This is a genomic window from Acinetobacter sp. YZS-X1-1 (assembly GCF_000804305.1).
Classification (GTDB): domain Bacteria; phylum Pseudomonadota; class Gammaproteobacteria; order Pseudomonadales; family Moraxellaceae; genus Acinetobacter; species Acinetobacter variabilis.
Genome location: NZ_JWHB01000004.1, coordinates 75,493 through 97,205, shown reverse-complemented (window position 1 = coordinate 97,205; position 21,713 = coordinate 75,493). Strand labels below are relative to the sequence as shown.

15 protein-coding genes and 12 tRNA genes are annotated in these 21,713 nt (G+C 44.1%); 8 read left to right on the top strand and 19 right to left on the bottom strand.

Features of this window, described 5'->3' with window-relative positions:
* Positions 1–28 precede the first annotated feature (28 nt).
* Complete coding sequence (gltS, locus tag RJ01_RS03995) at positions 29–1,267, bottom strand: sodium/glutamate symporter (protein ID WP_034170126.1); 1,239 nt, start codon at positions 1,265–1,267, stop codon at positions 29–31.
* 926 nt (positions 1,268–2,193) lie between these two features.
* Between gltS and RJ01_RS03990 the strand changes: the two genes are divergently transcribed.
* Entirely contained in the window at positions 2,194–2,901 is a 708-nt protein-coding gene (locus RJ01_RS03990) for a nitroreductase (protein ID WP_034170125.1), read from the top strand.
* A gap of 79 nt (positions 2,902–2,980) precedes the next feature.
* Here the strand turns inward: RJ01_RS03990 and RJ01_RS03985 are convergent, their stop codons facing one another.
* Complete coding sequence (locus RJ01_RS03985) at positions 2,981–4,192, bottom strand: multidrug effflux MFS transporter (RefSeq protein ID WP_034170124.1); 1,212 nt, start codon at positions 4,190–4,192, stop codon at positions 2,981–2,983.
* Between the two features lie 145 nt (positions 4,193–4,337).
* Between RJ01_RS03985 and yccS the strand changes: the two genes are divergently transcribed.
* From yccS to RJ01_RS03965, 4 genes are all read left to right on the top strand, one after another.
* The gene (gene yccS, locus RJ01_RS03980) at positions 4,338–6,512 is read left to right on the top strand and encodes a YccS family putative transporter (protein ID WP_034170123.1); all 2,175 of its coding nucleotides are present in this window, start codon (positions 4,338–4,340) and stop codon (positions 6,510–6,512) included.
* A gap of 85 nt (positions 6,513–6,597) precedes the next feature.
* Positions 6,598–7,158, top strand: coding sequence for a YcxB family protein (locus RJ01_RS03975; protein ID WP_034170122.1), 561 nt, complete (start codon positions 6,598–6,600; stop codon positions 7,156–7,158).
* Positions 7,159–7,342: 184 nt separating this feature from the next.
* Entirely contained in the window at positions 7,343–10,000 is a 2,658-nt protein-coding gene (locus RJ01_RS03970) for a sulfite reductase flavoprotein subunit alpha (protein ID WP_034170121.1), read from the top strand.
* 97 nt (positions 10,001–10,097) lie between these two features.
* Positions 10,098–10,892 (top strand): YdcF family protein, encoded by a 795-nt coding sequence (locus RJ01_RS03965; protein ID WP_034170200.1) that lies wholly within the window; start codon positions 10,098–10,100, stop codon positions 10,890–10,892.
* Positions 10,893–10,909: 17 nt separating this feature from the next.
* Here the strand turns inward: RJ01_RS03965 and RJ01_RS03960 are convergent, their stop codons facing one another.
* The 15 genes from RJ01_RS03960 to RJ01_RS03890 all read right to left on the bottom strand — a co-directional run bounded on the left by RJ01_RS03960 (position 10,910) and on the right by RJ01_RS03890 (position 14,167).
* Entirely contained in the window at positions 10,910–11,371 is a 462-nt protein-coding gene (locus tag RJ01_RS03960; RefSeq protein WP_005236987.1) for a DUF2750 domain-containing protein, read from the bottom strand.
* A gap of 70 nt (positions 11,372–11,441) precedes the next feature.
* Positions 11,442–11,517, bottom strand: a tRNA-Val gene (locus tag RJ01_RS03955).
* 101 nt (positions 11,518–11,618) lie between these two features.
* A tRNA-Asp gene (locus RJ01_RS03950) sits at positions 11,619–11,695 on the bottom strand.
* A gap of 23 nt (positions 11,696–11,718) precedes the next feature.
* Positions 11,719–11,794 (bottom strand) — tRNA-Val (locus RJ01_RS03945).
* A gap of 30 nt (positions 11,795–11,824) precedes the next feature.
* Positions 11,825–11,901: transfer RNA gene (locus RJ01_RS03940), tRNA-Asp, on the bottom strand.
* A 13-nt stretch (positions 11,902–11,914) separates the two neighbouring features.
* Positions 11,915–11,990 (bottom strand) — tRNA-Val (locus RJ01_RS03935).
* Positions 11,991–12,011: 21 nt separating this feature from the next.
* Positions 12,012–12,088: transfer RNA gene (locus tag RJ01_RS03930), tRNA-Asp, on the bottom strand.
* A 13-nt stretch (positions 12,089–12,101) separates the two neighbouring features.
* A tRNA-Val gene (locus RJ01_RS03925) sits at positions 12,102–12,177 on the bottom strand.
* 30 nt (positions 12,178–12,207) lie between these two features.
* A tRNA-Asp gene (locus RJ01_RS03920) sits at positions 12,208–12,284 on the bottom strand.
* 30 nt (positions 12,285–12,314) lie between these two features.
* A tRNA-Val gene (locus tag RJ01_RS03915) sits at positions 12,315–12,390 on the bottom strand.
* Positions 12,391–12,411: 21 nt separating this feature from the next.
* Positions 12,412–12,488, bottom strand: a tRNA-Asp gene (locus tag RJ01_RS03910).
* A gap of 49 nt (positions 12,489–12,537) precedes the next feature.
* Positions 12,538–12,614, bottom strand: a tRNA-Asp gene (locus RJ01_RS03905).
* 30 nt (positions 12,615–12,644) lie between these two features.
* Positions 12,645–12,720, bottom strand: a tRNA-Val gene (locus tag RJ01_RS03900).
* Between the two features lie 500 nt (positions 12,721–13,220).
* Positions 13,221–13,733 (bottom strand): cell wall-recycling L,D-carboxypeptidase ElsL, encoded by a 513-nt coding sequence (elsL, locus tag RJ01_RS03895; RefSeq protein ID WP_034170120.1) that lies wholly within the window; start codon positions 13,731–13,733, stop codon positions 13,221–13,223.
* Entirely contained in the window at positions 13,730–14,167 is a 438-nt protein-coding gene (locus RJ01_RS03890; RefSeq protein ID WP_034170119.1) for a YbaN family protein, read from the bottom strand. The genes elsL and RJ01_RS03890 overlap by 4 nt, the downstream gene beginning before the upstream one ends.
* An 88-nt stretch (positions 14,168–14,255) precedes the next feature.
* On the opposite strand from RJ01_RS03890, the gene RJ01_RS03885 reads away from it, so the two are divergent.
* From RJ01_RS03885 to dapE, 3 genes are all read left to right on the top strand, one after another.
* Positions 14,256–15,131, top strand: coding sequence for a DUF1853 family protein (locus tag RJ01_RS03885; RefSeq protein WP_034170118.1), 876 nt, complete (start codon positions 14,256–14,258; stop codon positions 15,129–15,131).
* Between the two features lie 115 nt (positions 15,132–15,246).
* Complete coding sequence (locus tag RJ01_RS03880; protein WP_004784975.1) at positions 15,247–15,396, top strand: entericidin A/B family lipoprotein; 150 nt, start codon at positions 15,247–15,249, stop codon at positions 15,394–15,396.
* 123 nt (positions 15,397–15,519) lie between these two features.
* Complete coding sequence (gene dapE / locus RJ01_RS03875) at positions 15,520–16,656, top strand: succinyl-diaminopimelate desuccinylase (RefSeq protein WP_034170117.1); 1,137 nt, start codon at positions 15,520–15,522, stop codon at positions 16,654–16,656.
* Between the two features lie 58 nt (positions 16,657–16,714).
* Here the strand turns inward: dapE and RJ01_RS03870 are convergent, their stop codons facing one another.
* Positions 16,715–17,173, bottom strand: coding sequence for a hypothetical protein (locus tag RJ01_RS03870; protein WP_034170116.1), 459 nt, complete (start codon positions 17,171–17,173; stop codon positions 16,715–16,717).
* A complete protein-coding gene (locus tag RJ01_RS03865; RefSeq protein WP_034170115.1) occupies positions 17,174–21,691 on the bottom strand; it encodes an Hpt domain-containing protein in 4,518 nt (1,505 codons plus the stop codon). It lies immediately after the preceding gene.
* Positions 21,692–21,713: the final 22 nt, after the last annotated feature.

Here is a 21,713-nt window from a genome sequence, read left to right as displayed (position 1 = left end):
AGCTTATGACTCATTATCAAGCCTAAAATTAGACGAAAAATTTCAAGATCATCTGGATGATCGTGGCATTAATCAAGTCAACGAAGAAAGCACCACATAATGGAACGATCAGGAAGGCTTTATGCGAAGCGCCATACATATTGGTAATCGCCTGCATATTGGCGACAGCCGTTGGGGTTGCACCCATCCCGAAACCACAGTGACCTGCGGCAAGTACTGCGGCATCGTAGTTTTTGCCCATCACCCGGAAAGTCACAAATGCTGCATATAAAGCCATGGTCAAGGTCTGTGCACCGAGAATCACCATCAATGGTCCTGCCAGATCCGCCAGTTGCCATAGTTTTAATGACAGCAGCGCCATGGCCAGATAAAGCGACAATGAAGCATTACCAAACACATCAATCGCACGGTCGAAGATCTGGATTTTCAGGATGCCTTCCAGCACGTTACGCAGAATCACGCCGCCTGCCAGTGCCCATACAAATGTTGGCAGTTCAAATACTGTATCTTTACTGAAGCCAGTCATTAGCTCCGCAAATGCCAGACAGCCTGCAAACAAACCCAATGTAGTAATGGCATTATCTGCAGTGATCAGACGGACACGATGTGGATATTCAAATTGCACATATTCATCTGTCGTACTATCCATTGGGGTATTGTCACGTTTTTCGATTTGCTGATCGGTACGGGCCACAGCAAGATTATGACGGTTAATCAACAGTTTCGCCAAAGGCCCACCGATAATTCCACCAATAATCAGACCAAAGGTCGCACTTGCCATACCGAGCGCCAAAGCACCTTGAATACCGTGCTCAACCTCAAGAATTTCACCCCAAGCGCCAGCAGTTCCATGTCCACCAGTCAGCGTAATCGAGCCGGCAATTAGACCGATCAGAGGGTCAATACCCAGTAAACTTGCCAAGCCCATGCCGACTGCATTTTGTAGTGCAATAAATGCCGAGATGGCAACCAGGAAGATCACCAGTCCGATCCCGCCTTCACGTAATTTGGCGAAGTTCGCACTCAGACCGATTGACGCAAAGAAAATCAGCATAAAACTGGTTTGCAGTTCCGCGCTCGTGGTAATGCTATAGCCCCAGAACGAATGAACCAGCAGAGAGATAACCGCTGCAACCAGACCACCTGCAACAGGTTCAGGAATGTTGTAACGTTTTAGAAAATCGATTTTATCCACCAGAAACCGGCCCAGTAATAGAACAATTACTGCAGCGATCAGGGTATAAAATGCGTTAAAAGTAAAATCCATAATTTTTTTGTCCAAGATGGTTCTGAATTTTTGTCATTCTAAAAGTCGTATTGCGATTCATTTTTACAGAAGAAAACCTTACATAACCCCATGTAATTGTCATCTTTTTCATTCATCTATCGCCTTTAGAATCAACAAAGCATTCCGCATCTGTTTCAAACTTATGAATATCATCGTGATGATCATATTCAGTGAGAGATTTATAAAAGCGAAAAACGGCCTTTTGCTGATTGCATAAGCTACGCCAGATGCGTAAATTCATCTCAGCGTGCAACTTATAGCGATAACATCCAACCTATATTTTTTACTTCTCAACCAGCATGAATTGCTGCATGAGTGCTTTTAACCTAACTGAGTTCATCAAGTCATTTGCAATAAGATATTTCAAATAGAGCTTGACCATGCAATCTTCATTATTTCCTCAAAATGCATGTATTCAACTGAAAAGTCGCACATTATGCTGTTTCTTTGTATAAAGTTTTATTGTTTTTTATTAACTATAGTTAGCAAATATATAAAAAATAAGTATAACTTATTATTTTTTATAGTTTACTACCCCTAAATTTTAATCGAAATAAAATATTAATTGAATCTAAAAATGGATATTTAATTTTATTTTTAAGATTGAATTTTAATCATTCTATTTTGCTCTTAACTTTCTGTATAGTTAGAGTCATCGATGTTAATTGCTCAAGATATCAGCATCTAAAATATCGGTTGCATGTTTAAAAGCAATTTTGTTTAAACATTCAATAAATTTCTTAAGCTATTTATATAACTCCTATATCTCCTAAGTGCATTCTCATTCATGTGATTTTTATTAATCATCACAATTCACTGTGAAACTAAAATTCCCCCTGCCCGACAGGGTTTGTTTGGTTTATAGTCAGTTCACTATCATTAAGGATATGAGATTGAAAATTAGAATGGATCAAAACCTCGTTCATGCTGTAGATCAAACCATTACTTCCCGGCATTCGGTTCGTGCTTTTCTGGATACGCCGGTCAGTACCGACATGCTCAAAGACATTTTGACTGTGGCCAGCCGCGCCCCTTCAGGGACCAATACCCAACCATGGAAAGTGTATGTGCTGACGGGAAAAAAACGTGAGGAGCTGGTACAGCGTGTCTGTCAGGCGCAAATGGAGCTTTATCAAAATCCAGCACTGGCCGCGCAATATAAAGAAACCTTTGCCTATTATCCCGAGCAATGGTTCTCTCCTTATATCGACCGACGTCGTGAAAATGGCTGGAGCTTATATGGTTTGCTGAATATCCAGAAAGGCGAAAAAGAGAAAATGGCACGCCAGAACCTGCGTAATTTTGAATTATTTGATGCACCAGTGGGGCTATTCTTCACCTTACATAAAGATTTAGGCGTAGGTTCAAAAATGGATATTTCCATGATGATTCAAAACGTGATGCTGGCTGCCAAGGCGCGTGGTCTGGATACCTGTCCGCAGGCTGCCTGGAATCATTTTCATAGCATCGTGCTGGATGTATTGGGCGCAGGTGAAGATGAAGAGCTGGTCTGTGGCATGTCACTGGGCTATGCAGATCCAGACCATATCGTAAATACCTTTATTACCCCACGTGTTCCGGTAGAGGAATTTGCCGTTTTTGTAGAAGAATAAAATTAGATAAGCCATGATCCAAGCATCAACTTTGAGCTGCTTGGATCATCTGACAGAGATATAGAGTTCTTGCAGCTCCTTATCTCTGCTTAACTCTAGGCAGTTCTAATTTCAATACAGATCTAAAGGCTATAACCACAAAGATCGCCATTACCAAGGCCATATTGAATAAAGCATCCCACAGCATAAAGTTCAGTAAAACTCCGCCCAACAAACCGCAGGCAAATTGCATACTACCCATAATCGCACTGGCGGTTCCGGCACGTGCGCCCTGCTCTGCCATGGCCAGCGCCATCGCATTCGGTCCCACAAAACCAATTGAGGCTACAACAACAAATAAGGCCACCATGACCAGGACAACAGATTCAATGTTCAGATAGCCTAAAACCAGTAAAGCTAGGACACCGATTCCCTGTAAAGAGGCACCTAGTTTTAAGCGACTTAAGACTGAAAGATATTGGGCCAGATGCTTATTCATGGTCGAGAACAGCATGATTCCCACAGCATTCCCCCCGAAAGCATAAGCAAACTGCTGTTCAGTGAGATGATAATGATCCATCAGAATGGCTGAAGAAGCGCTGATATAGCAGAACATCACCGCCCCAGAAAAACAACCCACCAGCATTGGTCGTCTGAAACTCTCATCCTGAAAAATGGTTCGGTATAAACTCAATACCTGCTGCAAATTCAGTTTAAGACGGCGTTCCGGAGGCAAGGTTTCCTGAAAGAAAAAATGCACACAGACCAGACTAAACAAACCACAGCCCATCAGCACCAAGAAAATAATATTCCACTCAAAGAACATCAGTACCCATGCGCCGAGACTTGGCGCAATAATCGGTGCAATGGTCGTCACAATCATCATGCTGGCAAAGGCCTGTGCAGCCGCCTGTATATCCAGCCGATCACGAATGGTTGCTCGGGCAACCACGACTCCTACACATCCTCCTAAGGCTTGTAATACCCGTGCTGCAATCAGGCTCCATTCATTCTGTGCAAACATACACAGCAGACTTGCTAGAATATACAGACTCAACCCAAAATAAAGTGGTGGCTTACGTCCAATCCGGTCACTGATCGGGCCATATAGCAACTGCCCAACCGCCAGTCCAAGGAAATAAGCTGGTAGGCTATTGGAGACCATCTGGGTACTGACACCAAAATCCGCTGCCATTTCTGGTAAGGCAGAGAGATACATATCAATGGATAAAGGACCAATTGCAGTCAGTGAAGCCAGCAAAATAATCCAGGACATGGCATAAGGCCGTGGTGCTGTCGTATTGGAGTTCATGTAATTAAAGATTTTAATGCGTAGTAGGCAGACAAATTAACATAGCGCATAGTATGATTTACATGGAAATTAAAAGTTATAAATATACTTTTTCTCATATGTATATTCAGCCTTGCAGCAAAGACTGCAAGAGAAAGGATCACCGTTGAAATCTTGGCTCAATCGTCTTAAGCACGCGACTTATAATACGACCCTGATGTATAACCTGCGTATGCTGATCGCTTTTGCAGGCACTGCCTTTGTTCCCTATTTCATGGGACAGCAGTTAATGACTATTCCACTCACCCTTGGGGTGGTAGCCGCAGGTTTAAGTGATATTGATGACCGCTTTTCCGTGCGTATCCTGAATCTGTTCTATACCTATTTAGGCTTCTTCATTACCGCAGTCGCAGTCTATCTGTTATTTCCTTATCCGCTGCTGTTTGCTTCTGCCCTCATTGTTTCTTGTATTGTCCTGATTCTGCTCGGCTCTCTCGGTCGACGTTATGCCACGATTTCTTATGGCTGTCTGGTGATTTCTGTCTATTCCATGCTGGGGGTTGAACTATTTGATGGATGGTATCAGCAGGCGAGCTTGCTGCTGATTGGTGCAGTCTGGTATGGCTTTTTGTCGACCCTCAGCTTCCTACTATTCCCAGCGCGACGTGCACAGGATAATCTGGCCAAATGCTATGCCTCATTGGGTGATTTCCTCTATGCCAAATCAAATCTGTTCGATGTCGATATGACGGCAAAAAGTTATCAGCAAAGTATGATCGAGCTATCACTGGAAAATGGCAAACTGATTTCAATTTTTAATGAAATGAAGACTGTCCTTTTGACCCGCCTGAAAGGTGACCGGGGTCAGAAAGATACTCGTCGTAGCCTGCAATATTATTTTGTGGCACAAGATATTCACGAGCGTGCCGATTCTGCGCATATTGATTATCAGAAACTGGCCAAAATTTTTGAACATAGCGACATTCTGTTCCGTTTTCAGCGCATCCTGTCGATTCAGGGTAAAGCCTGTAAAGACCTGAGTGAAAGCATTCAGCAACGTAAAACCTATAAACATAATAAACGCTTCAAACATGCCTTTGAAAACCTGAGATTGTCCCTAGAAAAATTGCGTACAGAACAGCAGTATGATCAGGTCTGGATCAATGCCCTATTTGCCTTATTCCAGAACCTGAAATCCATTGATGCGCAGTTACGCAATCTGGAAACTGAACGTAATATCAAATTTGATCGTGCTAAACATATTGAAAACCAGCTCAAAGATGACGACCTGAAAGGCTGGGAAGATATCAAGATTCGAGTCAAACAGCATCTGACACCTGAATCGGTGTTGTTCCGTCATGCCATTCGCCTGTCGATTGTGCTGCTGATCAGCTATATCTTTGTCCAGCTGACCGATATTCAGTATGGTTACTGGATTCTGCTTACAGCACTATTCGTCAGCCAGCCTAATTTTAATGCTACCAAGCGTCGCTTACGTTTACGTATCGTTGGAACATTGGCAGGTATTCTTTTAGGTTATGCCATTCTGTACTTCATTCCTTCCGTTGAAGGGCAATTATTACTGCTAATTTTGAGTGGGATTCTGTTCTTTGAATTACGCAGTAAACAGTATGCACAGGCCACTGCCTTTATTACCATTCTGGCCCTGATCAACTTTAATCTGGACGGCATGGGTTTTACCGCAGCTATCCCCCGTATGATTGATACTCTGATTGGCTGTGCGATTGCCTGGTTTGGCGTGAGCTTTATCTTTCCAGACTGGAAATTCCGTCGCTTGCCGCGCAGCATTAGCCGTAGCCTGCAGGCAGAATGTGACTACTTGAGTGAAGTGATTGAACAGTATAAGTCTGGACGAAATAATGGTCTGACCTACCGCGTGGTACGCCGTGCAGCTCATAATACCGATGCTGAAGTGGCTTCACTGATCTCGACTTTGGCCACTGAACCTGATTTCGACCCTGTGCAAAAATCACAGGCTTTTGAGTTCCTATGCCTGAATCATACTTTTATCAGTTACATTGCCGCGCTGGGTGCGCATCGTGAAAAAATTCAGGATCAAGATGTACTGGACTTACTAGACCGAGCCCTAGAAAATATTCGCGGTGCCCTGCTCTATGATGAGGTCCCTGACCTAAGCACCCAGAATATGATCCAGAATATCCGTCAGCGTCTGTCACAACAGCAGGAAGAAGACCAGAAACCACTAATCATTTTGCAACAACTGTCTTTAATGTTTAGTATCTTGAAGCAATTGAGTCAGTTAAAGCAGAGTTTGAGTCATGAACGTGACGAACAGGCTACTGAATTGGCTTCATTATAATTTGGCTGATTTTGGAACAATATACTCACTGAATCAGCATAATTAATGCTAAACTTTTTACAGTTTTAAATCTGTTAATTTCATTATGACCGCGAAAAATTTATACGCTTATACCCTACAGCCTGTGAACTATGAAATTTCAGAAGCTGAGCAGCGTCATGCTCAGCTAATGATCTGGCGTAGTACCAATAAAATTGGTATGAAAGCTTGGCTGATCATGGGTGCTATTGTTGCCTTGTCTATTCTGGGAATTATCCTGATCAAGAACTACTCAACAGTTATCTGCTGGGTGGCGATTGTCTGTGTAGTACTGTATTACCTGATCCGTACTTTTGGTCTGGAATGGTATGTTAAACGCAAGATGAATGAATTTCCGGTACAGGAAATTAAAGGTATCCGTCTGGGCGTACAGCCACATGGTATCGTGATGCGCCAGAAAATGGGCATGCAGGAAGGTGTGGGTGCTATTGGCTGGAAAGACATCTATGAATGGTATAACACGCCGGAATTCATGCTGATCAATTTTAAAGTCAAAGGTCAGCAAGGTGCTTATATCCTGCCTAAACGTTTAGACAGTAAAAACTTCTCTTTCTCGACCATTCGCAAGCATCTGCAAGAAGAGGTGGGCGCGCCAAAAGAAATCTAAGACACATCCCGGTTGTGAAAGACCTCCTGTTTCGACATGGAGGTTTTTTTATGTCTATCTTTTATCCGACTCATCGACACAAATGATAATGAGAATAAATATTATCATCATAATCTATAATTTGTTCTAATTCTTCAGTTATAATTTGCCTACTTTTACACATACCACCATAAATCTGACCATCATGTTTAAAAAGACATTTTTCCAAATCCACTGGTTTCTGGGGATTACTGCAGGTTTGATTCTCTCGATTATGGGAGTCACGGGTGCTATTTATTCTTATGAGCCGCAAATCTTAAAATGGATGAATAGCGACAGTTATACTGTACAGGTTCAAGAGCAAGACAAGCTTAGCCCTGCCCAACTGTATCAACATTTCCAGACTCAAAACCCTGAAATGAAAATCAACAGTATTACCGTGGCACAGGATCCAAGTGCATCCAGTACGGTCAATATTGTAAAAGAGGGAGCACGTCGTGGTTATAACATGATGGTCAACCCCTACACGGCTGAAGTATTGCATGAAATTAAAGGTCGTGAATTCTTCCAGTTTGTACAGCAACTACATCGTAATTTGACTGTAGGACCCGTCGGTAAACAGATTACCGGTGCCTGTGCCCTGATGCTGATTTTCTTTGTCTTGTCGGGTCTTTACCTACGCTGGCCAAAACGCCATTCAGTGAAGCAGTGGCTAGCTGTGAAGCCGCAACTGAAAGGTCGTAACTTTATCTGGGATCTGCACGCGGTTGTTGGAACCTGGGTCGTGATTTTTTACCTGATCCTGGCGTGTACCGGACTGTACTGGTCTTATGACTGGTGGCGCAATGGTATGTTCAAGGTGCTGGGTGTAGAACGTCCACAACCTGAAATGCAGCAAGGTCAAGGCGGCCGTGGTGGTGAAGAACAAGGTCGTAGTGCTGGCGAATCACGTGGTGAAGGTCAACGTGGTTCTCGTGGTGAAGGTGCAGGCGAACGCGGTCCACAAAGCGAAGGTCAGCGCGAAAATCGCGGTGAAGGTCGTGAGAAAGGTGTTGATGATACCGTTTTACTTACTGCATTGAACAAGAGCTGGGCAGGTTTCCAGAATGAATTCAATGACAAATATTCAACAGTTACTTTTAATATTCCTAAAAAAGCCGATGGTGAATTAAAACTCAGCTTTACCGATGTTGAAGTTCAGCATGAGCGTGCCCGTAATAATGCTACTTATAACTATCAGGATGCAGCTTTTACATCGGTAGAAATGTATGAAGACAAAAAGCTGAATGAAAAGATCATGAGCAGTATGCTACCGGTGCACCGTGGCAGCTTCTTTGGTCCGATTTATCAGTTCTTTGCCATGGTCGCGTCACTGCTCATGCCACTTTTCTTTATAACCGGCTGGATGCTCTATCTGAAACGTCGCAAGCAGAAAAAACTTACTCTGGCTGCACGCCAAGGCACAACTGCCCTGCCTTTGGATCCAAATGCTAAGCCTTGGCTGATTACGTATGCCTCACAAACAGGTGTCTCTGAACAACTGGCATGGCGCACGGCCACTGCCTTACAGGAAGCACGTCAACCTGTCAGCGTTAAAGCAGTACAACAGTTAAGCCTTGCAGACCTGCAACAGGCAGAACAGGTTTTATTTGTAGCCAGTACTTATGGCACAGGTGAAGCGCCTGACCTGGCTTCATCTTTCGAAAAGAAAATTCTGTCTACCAAAGCAGATCTCAGCCATCTCAATTATGCAGTTTTGGCTCTAGGCTCCCAGGAATATCCTGATACCTATTGCAGCTTTGGTCATCGGATCGACCAGTGGTTACAGCAGAATGGTGCCAAGCAGCTCTTCAAGACCATCGAAGTGGATAATGCCAATAATGAGCATATCCAGCAATGGACCAATGCCCTTGCACATGTGACCCAGTTTGAGTTGCAGGATATGGGTATCGATAAAACCTTCGATCGATGGACTTTGAGCAAACGTGAATTGCTGAATCCAGATAGTCTGGGTGCGCCTGCGTTCAATATTGAACTGGTTCCACAGCATGAAGCTGTCTGGCAAGCAGGTGATATTGCCGAAATCCAACCAGGAAACAGCCCTGAACGTATCCGTGCATTTATGGAGAAATACCGTATTGCCGCGGGTACACAGGTACCTTCTCTGAAGCAAAGTATCGAACAGGCACTTTGGGATCGTGACCTGACTCAGGTTGATCCTTTTGATTCAGTAGATGAGCTATTACAGCAATTGCCGGCTCTGGCTACACGTGAATATTCAATCGCCAGTATTCCAAGTCAGCAAGTGTTACGTCTGGTCGTACGTCAGCAATCTGATGCGCAAGGTCAGTTAGGTTTAGGCTCAGGCTGGTTAACACAGCATACTGCCCTAAATTCACCGATTGCCCTGCGTATTCGCAAGAATGAATCTTTCCATCTGATTGCTGATAACCGCCCGATTATTTGTATTGGTAATGGTACGGGGATCGCAGGTTTGATGAGCTTGCTGAGTGTGCGTAACCGTCAGGACTATACTCAGAACTGGCTCATTTTTGGTGAACGTCAGCGTGCCCATGATTTCTTCTTTGAAGAAACCATTCAGGCCTGGCTGCAAATGGGTACATTAAAACGACTGGATCTTGCTTTCTCTCGTGACCAGCAGGAAAAAGTTTATGTGCATCATAAATTGCGTGAGCAAGCTGAAGAATTGAAACTCTGGGTCGCTCAAGGTGCCGTGATTTATGTATGTGGTAGCATTAATGGCATGGCCAGCGATGTCGATCAGGCTCTGATTGAAATTCTCGGTGAAAGCACAGTAGATCAATTACGTCTGGATGGTCGTTATCGTCGTGATGTATATTAAAACTAGCTGATCTACAAAAGACCGGGCTTCATGCCCGGTTGTTTATTAATAAGATAGAAGAAAAGATAAAAAGATAAATAAAAATATGAGTATTCGAATATCCAGCCCACTTAAACGAAATCTCAGCCTGATCTTTGGTTTGATCCTTGGCATAAACAGCCTCTGGTTAATGAGTCAGGGACAAAGACATTTCGGTGTTCTTTTGCCAATTTTCATTAGCATAGCATTGGTTCTGTATGTTTTACTCTTTTCAAACATTCAACGCTGGAAACAGCATTCCAGATTTAGAACCTGGTTCTGGAACAGCCTCTGGGCCGGATTTTTGCTCTGGATGATCAGTGTCGTGGTTTTCTTCGCTTATATCCAGATGTCTATTCATACAAACGAATCTACACAGTCTCCTGCCGCTATTCTGGTTTTAGGCAGCGGGATTTCGAATGGACAGCCGTCACCCATCTTAAAAAGCCGTCTGGATACTGCAGCAAAATATGCAGCATACTATCCAGATACTTTAATAATTATGACAGGTGGGCGTAATTATCGGGAAAGGCAAAGTGAAGCTGAAGTCATGCAGCACTATATCAACACTACCTATCCAGAACTCATCAACCTTATTCAACTTGAAGATCGAAGCAGAAGTACTGCTCAAAACATGATGTATTCTCAAGTGATATTGGAACAATACAATATAAGTCAAAATGATCCGATTGCGATTGCAACCAGTGATTTTCATAGCCCCCGTGCTCGTGCCATTGCCAGACACCAAGGTTATCAGCAAGTGATTAGTTTGAGTGCCAACACTCCTCTTTATCTGCGCTATAGCTCCTGGTTAAGAGAATATTTTGCCTTTTTGAGTGGTTGGCTTCTCAATGAATATTCACTATTTAAATAAGTGACTTAAACACTAAGTTAATTTAAACGGATATGCCTTGGTGAAGGGATCGCTGGATTTTTGAATAGTTCAGGTTTCTGTACATAGACCTGATATAGGTAATTTTTAAGATCCAGCAAAAGCTTTTCAGGCGCAACCAGAATATTTTGCCCTTCTGGTGTTAGATCCAGTGACACGATAGTACTTTCCTGACGTAAGAAAGGAATGACCTTTTCAACAAAATCTTTGAGGGTAATTTCCTGAATCTGGTAATTGGCCCAGTTATCTTTAATGAGTAGTCTGGCCAGACCTTTGCTTTGCCAGGTCGCGAAAGCACGCTGTCCTGTCGGCGTGGCACACAAAGCCCAACCCTCTTGGTAAAGTGCAAAAATGCCACCTTGGGTAACAATAGCTTCAATAAAATTTTTATAAACTTGTAGCGGATCGTAGGCGGTATTTTGCGATTTGATCGCTGCCTTGCGCTGATATGGATTTCTCATAGTCTGAAATCTTCAAATTATTATAGACTTCGAATTCTATGAAATATTCAGGATTTAGGCAAGAAAGATATGGTGGGCGCTGACGGGATCGAACCGCCGACATTCTGCTTGTAAGGCAGACGCTCTACCAACTGAGCTAAGCGCCCTGAAGAGTAAAAAATAACATCGTTATTTTTTATGATGCAAGACAAGCGAAGCGCGTAGTCTTGAATTTTGATTCGCATTTTCCACATCAGGGAATGTAAAATGGCGCAGCGGACGGGACTCGAACCCGCGACCCCCGGCGTGACAGGCCGGTATTCTAACCAACTGAACTACCGCTGCATCGCGTATATCTTTAGAAGATATGGTGGGCGCTGACGGGATCGAACCGCCGACATTCTGCTTGTAAGGCAGACGCTCTACCAACTGAGCTAAGCGCCCTTAAAGGGTCAAACTGTTTGATTCTTAAAATGGCGCAGCGGACGGGACTCGAACCCGCGACCCCCGGCGTGACAGGCCGGTATTCTAACCAACTGAACTACCGCTGCATCACAAAAAATCTGGTGGGCGCTGACGGGATCGAACCGCCGACATTCTGCTTGTAAGGCAGACGCTCTACCAACTGAGCTAAGCGCCCTCAAAAGGTCTATCATGTAAATGGCGCAGCGGACGGGACTCGAACCCGCGACCCCCGGCGTGACAGGCCGGTATTCTAACCAACTGAACTACCGCTGCATCACAAAAAATATGGTGGGCGCTGACGGGATCGAACCGCCGACATTCTGCTTGTAAGGCAGACGCTCTACCAACTGAGCTAAGCGCCCTTAAAGGGTCAAACTGTTTGATTCTTAGGATGGCGCAGCGGACGGGACTCGAACCCGCGACCCCCGGCGTGACAGGCCGGTATTCTAACCAACTGAACTACCGCTGCATTAAAAGTGTCTCAACTTTGAAAGAAGCCTGGTGGGCGCTGACGGGATCGAACCGCCGACATTCTGCTTGTAAGGCAGACGCTCTACCAACTGAGCTAAGCGCCCTCAAAAGGTCTATCATGAAAATGGCGCAGCGGACGGGACTCGAACCCGCGACCCCCGGCGTGACAGGCCGGTATTCTAACCAACTGAACTACCGCTGCACTTACACAATGTCGCTATTGTGGCAAACGATTCATCAAGAACTTAAAGTGGCGCAGCGGACGGGACTCGAACCCGCGACCCCCGGCGTGACAGGCCGGTATTCTAACCAACTGAACTACCGCTGCACTATAAGTGTCTCAACTTTGAAAGAAGCTTGGTGGGCGCTGACGGGATCGAACCGCCGACATTCTGCTTGTAAGGCAGACGCTCTACCAACTGAGCTAAGCGCCCTTTCAAATCGACTTCATCGCTTGATGAGGTGCATTATAGAGAATCTTCACAGACTGTCAAACGCTTTTCTGACTGTTTTCTGCTTTTTCGGTGTGAGTGATTAAAAAATAGGTTGATTGTTAAAAAAAACAACACTTTTTGTTTATTTTTTAAGTCTCTACCGATTTTTTAAGAATACTCTCTAAAACTAAAAGCCGGATTTTTACGGTTTTACTTAGGAAAATTGAGATCAGAACATGTAACAGACTTCAGTATTGCTGAAAGATTATACAAAGCCTAACTCATCGCAACGTTGTGATCCTGTAATCTTTATTTTAAAAGCTTGCAGCCCTGTAAAAACAAATCGATGACTTTTATTGGCGGTCTATAAATCATGTTTCTAAGTCTATTTGTCTGTAAAAGTAGAGTGAGTAGAAGATCTATGCCCTCTTTACTTTTACATCTATAAATAAAAGATATTTCAATTAATTTTAAATCAACCATAAATCTTCTTAAGTCATTTAAACAGTCAGATTCAGAGGCTGTTCTGAAATATAGACCAGCGCATCTTCGCTCACCAGTTCAAACAGCTCGGCCACATCCGTATTCCGCATGCGGATACAGCCATGGGACATTGGAATACCCATCGGCTCAGAATTAGGCGTACCATGAATATAAATATAACGTTGGTAAGTATCACAACCTTCGCCCTGGTTAAAGCCTTTTTCAAGCCCACTTAGCCATAGGATCCGGCTGAGAATCCAGTCTCGCTGCGGGAACTGCTGTGCCAGTTCTGCATTATAAATTTCACCAGTTGCTTGACGGGCAATAAACACACTGTTTAATGGTGCCTGCTGGCCAAACTTTTCAGCGACTTTATGCCAGCCACGAGGCGTCTTGCCACTATTTTCTGTTTCACCAATGCCATTCTTACCCGTAGAAATCAGGTACTGCTTATTATATTTTGGCAAATATAGTTTTTGTTGGGCGAGATCAATCAGGATTTCTGCCTGATACAGCTGCAAATGGCTCATGACTTCTCTTTCTCTGTCTTGATGATTTCTAGTTCTACTTTCTTTGTGGCCATGTGTTCTGGATGGATTATGTCCTGAACCGGTTCAGGCCGACGCCATAACCAGATCGCCACAATCAGCATGGTCACATCAGTAAAGATTTTGACTGCCAACGGTGCTGTCGTAAACAACATGATAATACCACTGATGAACATCATGATACTGGCCAGCCATTTGGCCTTGCGTGGCACAGTACCATTGGTACGCCAGGCTCTTAAAGTCGGACCATATTTTGGATGATTTAGCAGCCATTCATCCATCTGTGGCCAGCCTTTGGATGCCGCCCAAGCCGCCAGAATTAAAAATACTGTTGTTGGCATGCCGGGCAAGATCGCGCCGATAAAACCCAGTACGACAAACAGTACGACCAGGCTTCGCCAAAACAATATTTTCATAAATCGATCCTACCCACAAAATTAGGGGTAGTATAAAGTGTTTTTAAAATCTGTCCGTTGTATTTGTGCACTTTTCACAGGATGTGCTATGCCCTTTTCCAGTCTAAATCATCATCTTGTAGAAGCATGGCAATATTATCAGCATCCTTTGGTGCGGCAACTGGCCTTTGCTGTTGGCAGTCCAAACCTTCTGTCTCAAATTCCAGCCGAACTTAAAGTCGTCCATGCTTTCGAATTACATGATTCTGAGACTTGGCAACATCACCTGCAAAATTATCATCCACGTCTGAAATATTTAGACCAGCATCCAGAAGAGCTGGAGCAATTCGTGCAGCAGCTTAAAAGCACCCGGTTGGGTCTACGTTTTGAAATGCTGGTCTGGTTCTGGCTGCTAGATGATGCTTATCACCCTTATAAACTTTTAGGCCATAGCATTCAGAAAATTGACGGTGCTAAAACGCTAGGTGAACTGGATTTTCTGTTACTCAATACAAAGACAGGCCAGACTGAACACTGGGAAGTGGCGCTGAAATACTACCTCGCAGAAGCCGATTTTAGCCTGCCAAACTGGTATGGCCTAAACCGTACCGATACTTTAATCCGTAAAATGAAGCATTTTACCCAGAAACAGTTTCAGTTTGATGAGGCTCTGGATCAGCAGATTGAGCAGCGTTTCTGCATGTTAAAAGGCCAGCTTTATCTTCCAGTTCATCGTGCAGATCAGACATTGCCTGGCTGGGTCAATACCCAACGTCGCATAGGCTTATGGGGCCAGCAGATTCCCGACCCAGCGGCTAATTTCTATCGTTTGCAGCGCCATGAGTGGATTTATCCTAATGCTCAGATCAGCAGTTCAAGTCCCTATTGGTGGACAAATGGACTTTATAAAAAGGCTGATCAAGAGGATTTTTATATGTATCGCAGCCCGCTTTTACTCCCCTTTCCTGCGCATAAACCCTTTTAAAACATTACATTTATTAACCGAAGCACTATGAAAACCACATATTTTTTATGTCGTATATTTTCTAATCTTAGTTCCACATCATAATAATTTTATTATCGATAATACGGAGATGATGATGAAAAAAATTCTTGCTGCTTCATTGGTAATGGCTTTTGTTTTAACTGGCTGTAACACTGTCAAAGGTGTGGGTAAAGACGTTTCTAAAGCAGGCGAAGCTGTAACAGGCACTGCAGAAAAAACTTCTGAAGAAATCCGTCAAAACTAAACTCTTTCTAGCTTCTCCACAAACCCTATCTCAGATAGGGTTTTTTTATGTGGAACATTCACATTACAGGCCATATTCGCCTATCATAGAGCCGACAAATTTATCGACTTATGAATTCACCATATGACATCTTCCGCGACTCTTGATTTAAGCCTGCAATTATTACGTCAGCCTTCTGTGACCCCTATTGATCATGACTGCCAGAACATCATGGCAGAACGTTTGAAAAAGGTGGGTTTCGATATTGAATCAATGCGTTTTGAAGATGTTGATAATATTTGGGCGCGTAAAGGTACTGAAAGCCCTGTTTTCTGTTTTGCTGGCCATACCGATGTTGTGCCAACCGGCAACCTGGATGCCTGGAACTCTGATCCTTTTGCGCCAGAAATTCGTGATGGTAAGCTTTATGGCCGTGGTAGCGCCGACATGAAAACGGCTTTGGCTGCGATGGTCGTAGCTACTGAACGTTTTGTCGAAAAATATCCGAATCATAAAGGTTCGATTGCCTATTTGATCACTTCAGATGAAGAAGGTCCATCGATCAATGGTACGGTAAAAGTGATTGAAACCCTAGAAGCGCGTAATGAGAAAATTACCTGGTGTCTGGTAGGTGAACCTTCGAGCACCAATAAACTGGGTGATATTGTTAAAAATGGCCGTCGTGGTTCATTGAATGCCAATCTAACTGTGAAAGGCAAACAGGGGCATGTGGCTTATCCGCATCTTGCTGTGAATCCAATCCATAAAGCGTCTAAAGCCATTGCCGAACTGTGCGAAACAGTCTGGGATAATGGCAATGAATACTTCCCTGCGACGTCTTTCCAGATTTCAAATATCAATGCCGGTACCGGTGCAACCAACGTTGTTCCAGGCATCATGAATCTACTCTGCAACTGGCGTTATTCAACTGAAGTGACTGCTGAAGAACTAAAAGCACGTATGCTTGAAATTCTGGATCGTCATGGTGTGGATTATGAGATTTCATGGACTTTATCTGGCCTGCCATTCCTGACACCGGTCGGTGAGCTGGTGAATGCCGCTAAAGATGCCATTTTAACGGTGACTGGTACTGAAACTGAATTATCAACTTCAGGCGGCACCTCAGATGGTCGTTTTATTGCGCCTACCGGTGCACAGGTGCTGGAACTCGGTGTACTGAATGCCACGATCCATCAGATTAATGAGCATGTCGATATTGCAGATCTTGAACCACTGGCTGAAATTTATGAGCAGATTCTGGTGAACCTGTTAGCCAATTAATCACCAGATGTAAAAAAAGGAACTCTTATGAGTTCCTTTTTTTATACATTCAAAAGAATTATAGACCAATTGAAGACTGGATATGGCTCATTTGCGGGATGTGAAATAACTGATCCCCCATACGTACATACTGGAATACTGCTAGGTCAGTCACTTGCTGATCGGCATCAACCACCTCAGAAATACGCAGACGAATGGTTTTCGGCATTTCATTGCACATCAGGGCAAAACGCTGATGCACCTCATCTCCTTCAATCACCAGCGCCACACCACTTTTACGTGTTGGATCATTAACTGCATAAACCGGTAATTGCGCATCATGCCATTCAACCACTTTAACCTGGGTATCACTATCCAGTGCAGACAGGACAATATTTTGTGGTAACAGCATTGGATCTTTGCCGTGACAGTCAATGATATAAGCATCAATAAATCCGGTAGATACCGTAATTAAATGCTGAAGTTCCTGCTGGCTAATCTGATCAGCCATTTTGGCATTAGTCGTATTCTGACTCATTTATAACCCCTGTTTTTCAGCAATTAACTGTTGAATATTCGCCAGTAATTCAGCTTCCTGGAACGGTTTGCCCATGTAGTGGGTTACGCCCAGACTGAAAGCACGTTCACGGTGTTTTTCACCAGTACGTGAAGTAATCATGATGATTGGCAGGTCACGGTGAATATCGTGGTGACGGACCAGGTTCGTGACCTCAAAACCATCCATACGCGGCATTTCAATATCCAGCAGCATCAGATCCGGACGGACATTTTCAAGCTGCTCAATCGCATCCACACCATCTTTGGCGGTGACAATATCATAGCCCTGACGCTCAAGCAGACGCGAGGTCACCTTACGTACAGTCACCGAGTCATCCACGATCATCACCAGACGGCGAGCATTGCCAGAACGTGAACCATCGCGTTGATCCTGCATGTGTTTCACACGCTGTGTACCATGGATCTGACGGGCAATATTCTGACCATCCAGAATCAGACAAACCTGACCATCACCAAGAATCGTCGCACCAGTGACTACACCAATATTGGCGAACTGATGGCCGATTGGTTTCACCACGATCTGTGCACGTGAACCTACTAACTGATCCACAAGTAAGGCAATGGTTTGACCACTGTTGCCTTTAATCAGCAATACTGGCAGTGAATGCGCTACGTTGTTCAGACGAGGAATTGGCTGATTCGATACGAACTCAGACAGGTAACGCAATTTGTAATTAACGCCATCAATCTTGAAGAAATCGTCTTTACTGTTGAAGTAAGTTTCCAGAGTAGATGGTGCAATACGTACAATACGGTCGATTTGCGCCAGAGAAACGGCGTATTGCTGATCGCCCACTTTTACCATCAAGGCATCGCTGACCGCTACAGTCGTCGGTACGCGAATAGTGAAGGTTGTGCCTTTGCCAACTTCAGAGCTGACAGATACGTGACCACCCAGCGACTTGATCTCGCTTTGTACTACATCCAGACCCACACCACGACCTGAAATCTGGGTTACAGATTTAGCGGTACTGAAGCCTGGATGAAAAATGAATTGCAGTAGCTCTTCCGAATCCAGTGTCTGATCTTCTTTGATCAGGCCTTGGCTCAGTGCTTTCTCACGAATCTTCTCAGCATCGATACCTTTACCATCATCACTAAATGAGACGATGACATCTGTACCCTGACGGCTGATATTTAACAGGATTGAACCGACTTCCGGTTTATTCAGGGCAATACGATCTGCTGTATCTTCCAGACCATGGTCAATCGCATTACGCAGCATATGCTCGAAAGGCGTTACCAGACGCTCCAGAATATTACGGTCTAATTCACCTTCACTATTTTGAACAATCAGTTCGGCTGGACGGTTCAAGGTTGTAGAAGTCTGACGTACGATACGCTGTAAACGTGGCAACATCCGGTCAAACGGTACCAGACGGGTACGCATCAGGCTTTCCTGAATCTCGGCCTGAATTCGTGATTGTTGTAATAACAAACCTTCAGTTTCACGAATCTTGTCAGATAGAGTGCTCTTGAAGTCAACCAAGTCCGAAGCAGATTCCGCAAGCGACTTGGACAACTGGTTCAGGGACGAATATTGGTCCATTTCCAGCGGGTCAAAGTCTGCATAACGCGAGTTTTCTGAACCGTGTTTGGCAATAATTTGAGATTCTAGCTCGCCTTCCATTCGGCGCAACTGATCCGCCAGACGCTTGATCGCCAGTTCCATCTCGTTCAGAGTATTACCGAGCTGACCCAAATCCATCTCGATACGCGAACGGTTAATTGCATTCTCGCCTGACAGGTCGATCATCTTCTCAACCAGATCAGCAGAGATACGGATCATTTCATGGCTGGTATCGGTATTACCGGTATCGATCCACTCACCCATCATACGTGGTGGCTCAGTACCATCACCTTCGACAAACTCGAAGCTATTTTCTGTGACCAGCGTTTCTGTTTTAGCCAAACGTTCCGGCAGCTGCGCAGTAACATCCACATACGCAATCTTTTTCAGGCTGCTTTGGATCTGTTCAAAATTGCTATAGTCATGCTGGAAGATCGCTTGTCTTAACCAGGCCAGTGTTTTTTGCAGCAAGCCATCATAAGCATTCGAGTTAAAGTGATATACCGCAAACTGTTCGAATGTGGTTTCCAGTTCATACGCAATGCTGGCCACCTTTTCGTTTTCAACCATGCGCGCACCACCCTTGATACTGTGGGCAGCACGTTGTAATTGAAGCAATAAGCTACGGTCACTACGCTGATCAAACCATTGGTTCAGCAGTTTTTCGGTATTGTCGAGAATCTCTTCTGATTCTTCCAGGAAGGTTTCTTCAACAATCGACTTCAGTTCATCTTCTTCAGAGCGTTCTTCTGCTACAACTTCAACTGCTTCAGTTAAGGTTTCTGTTTCAGTAAGCTCAACTTGTTCATCTTCTAAGCCTAAAGCTGGCTCTAGATCTGAATCTGTATTTTCTGATGCAATCTCTTCCGGTGCATCATCTACTGTCTCTACAGATTCAGTAGTAGCTTCTGCATATTCAAATTCGACAACAGGAATTGATGCTTCTACTGGAGCTGCAACAGCTTGACCAGCCACCAATGCCTGAATATTTTGCAGAATCGAAATTGCTTCAACCGCTGGATAATCGATACCTTCATCACGGATCGACTGGATACGGTCAGAAACGTTATCTTGCACCAGACGAATGATTTGAATCAAAGTAGGCGTTACTGCAATCTGCTGACGGATGATTCGCTCATAAATACTTTCCAGTTCGTGCGAGATCGAACCGATATGAGAAGCGGTAATCATGTTTGCACCACCTTTTAAGGTGTGCAAATGACGCATCAGATTGTTAAGTGAAGTCGTATCATCCTGCTTCTTACTCCAGGTATTCAGATCTTCATCAATACCCACCAGTAATTCATCTGCTTCTTCGAGGAAGATATTCAGTAGATCCTCATCGAAATCACGCTGAGTTTCTGCGCTGTCAATGTATTGGCGATCAGAAGCAATACGCTGACTTAAAGCAGCAAAGTCAATGCTGGCTGTGGTTGCAGCTTCAGGAATAGAAATTTCTTCTGATACTTGCTCAGCAGGGACATTGTCTTCGGCAAAGATTTCCAGATCCTGCTGTACGAATGCAGCAAGTTCACTCAAGGTTTTTTGCGTATCATAATTTAAAATGACACGCTGGCCTGCTGCCAGGGTATCGAATAAATGAATGAATTCCTGATGTGCCTGGGCAAACAGCTCATAGGCATAGTCGCTGTTCAGCAGTACCGGTTTTTCTAGTAAGGCATCATAGGCAGATTTTAAATCTGTCGTAAACTCATGAATACCCAGTGCGGCACGGTTATCTGTATGTGCAAGCAGCTCGGCAGCCTGCTCGCTTAAAGCCTGAATATATTCTGGATAATCGACTTTAGCGCGTTTATCGAATTCAAACTCGGCATCCAGTAACAGGTCAATCTCCAGTTCAACCAGCTTGGTTACCAGACCTTGGGTTTCAACTGTTTCCGCTTCAGTGGCTGCGAAGCCATAATCATTCCAGACACGCTCAAAATTCGCATACACTGCTGCCAGTTTGCTGCTATCACCCTGACGTAATAAATGCAGATAGTCGCTGACAAATTCAGCATACTGAATTAATACAGCAGTTTCTTTTGAAGTGGAGGCAATTTCATCCTGAAGCAGTGTTTTAAACAGATGTTCTACTTTAGAGCTGGCCTCGAAGATTTCTTCGATCTGTGCCATGGACGAACTGCCGCGCAAAGTATGAATAGCACGAATCAATGCATTATAATCCTGCACTTTTTCATTTTCGCTACGCAAGAACTTGGCAATTGTTTCGAGATGCTCTTCGGCTTCCTCGATAAAGATTGCTACGGTTTCTTCTACATCACTGCGTGCAGCATCTTCAGTTTCGGCTTTTTCAAGCTCAAATTCTGTTGTGCTTATTTCTATTGCTGCAATTATATCTTGATCTTCAGCCGAATCACCTAGCTCAAGACCTGTGATCTGGCCTTCGGCAGTCAGACTGTCTGCCAGTTGCAAGAGTTCTTCTAAAGCCGGTTCAGGTGTCATTTGTTGTTGTAATTGCTGACCTAAAAGCACGACTGGACGCAGGTCAACATCGAGTTCCTGCACCTGTTTGAATTTTGGATATAAAGTAAACTGGTAAATATTCAGTACAGCTTTGGCATACTGTTGAATCGTAGGCGTTAACAGGATTGAACCTGAAAGTACCCGGTTTAAGGTATCTTCCACTGCCCAAGCAATTTCACCCGCAGATTTAGCCCCCACCATACGGCCTGAACCTTTCAGGGTATGAAAATGGCGGCGAATGGTTTTCAGGTTTTCCTGATGAGCCGGATCACTCAACCATTCTGGAAATAAAGCATTTAACTCAACGAAAATCTCTTCGATTTCCTCGACAAAAATTTCAAGAATTTCTGCATCTTGATCAAGATAACTGTCTTCAGGAAGCGTTGTCGTTTCAACTAAATTTTTTAATATTTCTTTCATAGCTAATGCTTCTTACGTTGTG